The organism is Geothrix terrae, assembly GCF_022808775.1.
In the GTDB taxonomy this organism is placed as follows: Bacteria; Acidobacteriota; Holophagae; order Holophagales; family Holophagaceae; genus Geothrix; species Geothrix terrae.
Map to the genome: position 1 here is coordinate 1 of NZ_JAKZLA010000013.1, position 3,859 is coordinate 3,859.

General features: G+C 52.2%; 3 protein-coding genes. 1 reads left to right on the plus strand and 2 read right to left on the minus strand.

From position 1 onward, the window contains the following. Positions 1 to 808 precede the first annotated feature (808 nt). Complete coding sequence (locus tag MLE42_RS15895; RefSeq protein WP_243288826.1) at positions 809 to 1,354, minus strand: hypothetical protein; 546 nt, start codon at positions 1,352 to 1,354, stop codon at positions 809 to 811. Between the two features lie 552 nt (positions 1,355 to 1,906). Further along, entirely contained in the window at positions 1,907 to 2,482 is a 576-nt protein-coding gene (locus tag MLE42_RS15900; RefSeq protein ID WP_243288827.1) for a hypothetical protein, read from the minus strand. 1,068 nt (positions 2,483 to 3,550) lie between these two features. Between MLE42_RS15900 and MLE42_RS15905 the strand changes: the two genes are divergently transcribed. Continuing rightward, positions 3,551 to 3,736 (plus strand): hypothetical protein, encoded by a 186-nt coding sequence (locus MLE42_RS15905; RefSeq protein ID WP_243288828.1) that lies wholly within the window; start codon positions 3,551 to 3,553, stop codon positions 3,734 to 3,736. Positions 3,737 to 3,859: the final 123 nt, after the last annotated feature.

The following is a 3,859-nucleotide window of genomic DNA, read 5'->3' on the forward strand; positions in this document are numbered from 1 at the left end:
CCGAACCGAATGGGAATAGCGAAAGGGCTGCATCAACAGCGAGATGGTTGTGATACAGGGGAAGGCCGGTAACGCGTTGCACTTCTTTAGCAACGGTCAGCTTGCCGGAGGCAACAGGGCCGAAAATTAATACGCAGAACATGCGCTCTGACGAAAGCATGGCCACCTAACGAATGAAGCTAACCAGCCCCGCCTGTACCGAGGCGTTGAACGGAGCCGAGGAAGCGGGAAGTTGAGAGAGAGCGGAGGGCAATGCAGGCGGGGTCCGAGTTGAGCTGAGGGTTAGGCGCGGTTGGTTCATTGGGGTGTGAGGCGTTGTTGAGCCAAGGGGATGATATTTTGCCGACACTGTGGGCACCTACCAGTCCTGTTCAGATAGAAATCAGGTTTGTAAAGAGGTTTGGAGCAGAGGGGGCAGGTGAATCCGAATTTTTGGCACAACCAGTTATCCAGTTTATAGATTGCGAATATGCCAAGCCCAACGAAGATGAACAATCCGCCAGCCAGGTAAATCAAGATTGCGTTTTTTGAGAGATTGTTGGGTATCAGAAAGGCCAAAAACCACATGAACGGATTTAGGAGGATAAGTAGAAGGATCACTGCCAGGTTGTGAAACCGGGCAATTTTCTTTCGCGTTCCAGCGAGGGGTTCTGGAAGGACCGTGTGCATGGCGCCTAACGAATGAAGCTAACCGGACCCGCCTGCACCGAGGCGCTGAACGGAGTCGAGGAAGCGAGAAGTTGAGAGAGAGCGGAAGGCAATGCAGGCGGGGTCCGAGTTGAGCGGAGGGTTAGGCAGGTGGAAGCGGCTATTTCGGCCGTCTCTTGACACGTAGCGGGACATAGAACTCTTTCAGTTCATCAGGAGAACATAGGCTTTCAAGATTGATGACGCGCTCCTCCCAGGATTTGCCGGGTTTGGTGATCACAATACTTCTTATTTCCATCACCATTCCTGTTCGAAGGTTGAGGAGCATCGCCATACCGGGATTGTCAGGACGTGTACTATCAAAACCAGGTTCAAGGAATTCGATGCGCATATAATAGGGAAGAAGCTTCTCATCGTGGTACCAGGATGCAGATGCAAGCACTCCATCGATGGACTGGCATTTCAGCATTGATAGGAGTGTGGCCGGTATTTTTATCTTGTGACCGCTGAGAGTAATAATCAGCGATTCTATGGGTGCATCGGATTGCGAGTTAGAAAACTTGATCTGAATCGAGGCTGGCGCGAACTCTTTAGGGAGCCCAATGAAGGTGCCATCTTTCTGGATTTCAATAATCATATCTTGGTGGGCAGCGCAGGCGGTTGGACTTAAAGCGGCAAGCAAGGCTGGCATGATTACCAATTTCATGGGACCTGCCTAACGAATGTGGCTAACCGGCCACGCCTGCACCGAGGCGACGAACGAAGCCGAGGAAGCAAGAGGTTGAGAGAGAGCGAAAGGCAATGCAGGCGGGGTCCAGGTTGAGCGGAAGGTTAGGCCGATCACCGGAATAGAGCGGCTTTGATGATGTAGAGCAGGAAACCAGCGAACCCGACCAAAAGCCAGAAACGAGCAGAGAAAAGAAACGGGCGTTCGTGGTGCTGGAAGGTTGTATGGCGACTACCTGGTTGGCCCAATGCCGGACCACCAAGAATGCTCATCCACGAGGGTGTGCCAATCGTTGGTGGAGGCTGAGTCGAATCGTCTCTCAGGGTGACGAGCTTCTCCTCTTGAACCAAGGTGCTCTTCCGATTCATCGCCTCAGGGTCGAGCCGATACGGGTTGGTCATCGGGAGGCCTAACGAATGAAGCTAACCGGCCCCGCCTGCACCGAGGCGCTGAGCAGAGCCAAGGAAGCGAGATGTTGAGAGAGAGCGGAAGGCAATGCAGGCGGGGTCCGAGTTGAGCGGAGGGTTAGGATTACTTGCCACCATATTTGGCTTTGAGTTCTTCAAGAGTGAGACGCTTTGCAATTCCATTCACAGTGGTGGTTTCTCCAAGGTAATCAAATTTGAACGAAACCTCGCACTGAGTTCCGTAGTTACTGTGAATTGAAATGAGGGGCGGGGTGATGACCGACTTCTTGCCCGGAACTGTCATTTCATTGGTTAGAACAACACGATCCATGAAGCATGGCTTGATTTCGATTTTATTGATGGTGATTGGCGATTCGGTTCTGTTGAAGATGTAAATCTCCGTTGCCCACTCAACCATGCCGTCACGGTATGCCTGGTCGAGATCTGAGGCGAAAGGCCCCGTATGCTTGTACCCCGGTGGGATTCTCTCAGGGCCCAGAGTTGCCACAAGGCGGTATGAGAATTTCTGATCCGGCGTCCGCCCTTCAAGTTCGTAGTACGGACCATAGTTGGTTGTCACCATCTTTCCGGTTTTCGGATCTGGAGTCGTAGCGACCAACAGCCCAGGTCCACGATGAATTCCGCATGCGAAAAGGAGTCCCAGAGCGGTAGGTGCCAATAACTGTGAGATCCGGTTCATAGGTAATCCTAACGAATGAAGCTAACCGGCCCCGCCTGCACCGAGGCGCTGAACGAAGCCGAGGAAGCGAGAAGGTGAGGGAGAGCGGCGGGCAATGCAGGCGGGGTCCGAGTTGAGCGGAGGGTTAGGCCGTACACGCCACCACCTAGGGGAGGCGGGTGAATTGGGACAAACTAGAGAAGCTCTGCTGGGGTAGACGTAGTTGCTGAATTGCTTGAAACGTAGAGTCATCGATGGAATCAACTGCAATCGCATAATTATTAGAAGACGATTTGAATTCAACGACCCAAATTGGACCCCAAAGTTTGCTGAGAAAGACGCTCAGATTGTGCTTAAGGATAATACAATAAATGATATCAGCTGGATTTGTGTGATCAATTTTTGAAATTCGTAGCAGATTATCTGGATTCCCAATGAATTCATATTTTTTGGGAATCCATGAAATTCCTCGAATTAGGAACGCCCCTTGTTGATCAATTAAGGTAGCAGAACCCAAAAAATGCCTGGCCACAATTGAAAAAATGATTATCAAGATGAAAGCGATGATCGCAAAAATAGTATCTTCCTGATTATTGGAATTGATCATCAGCGCTATGGAAGGAATGTTCATTGTCGGCCTAACGAATGAAGCTAACCGGCCCCGCCTGCACCGAGGCGCTGAGCAGAGCCAAGGAAGCGAGATGTTGAGAGAGAGCAGAAGGCAATGCAGGCGGGGTCAAGGTTGAGCGTAAGGTTAGGCCGTACGCCGACCGCTGGCTGAACCGAGCCCATGAGACGGGCACGTTAGGCGGAGGTGGGCGGGTGAGGCCACAGCGCCGGATCTAACGGCCCAAGCGCTGAGAATGGGAAAGAGCGGACGAACGGAACGCCAGGACCAGCGGGAAGTGACGGTGATTGAATAACCCACTTTAGCGCGACGGGGCCTTGGTGAAGTCATACCAGAAGCAGATTTGGCCGAGCCCGCCCACGTCGGCCTAACTTCGGAGCTAGCTCGGCCACGGCGCAGCCGGGGTCCGACGCTGAGCGACAGGTTAGACCGCGAACAACGGACAAATCGAAGGAGAAGACATGGCCAGACAAGCCAAAACCATACCCGAAATGTGTGACGCCATTATGATTATGTTGGCGGAATGGGTTGACGATCACCCAGGATGTGACAGCGGGAACACCGATTGCCAAGACGAATTAATTGATCTTGGAAACGAGCTGCAACAACGGTTGAAGGACCTGCTCGACATAGCCCTAGCGGTCTAACTAGACTTGGACGGCGAGGACGAAGGTGTTCGTAATCCGCCTATTCCGGTTTGAGAAGGATTTAACTGCTGATTTTACCGTGGGGCTATTGAACGGGGCAAATTGGATGGGCAGACCAAAAAA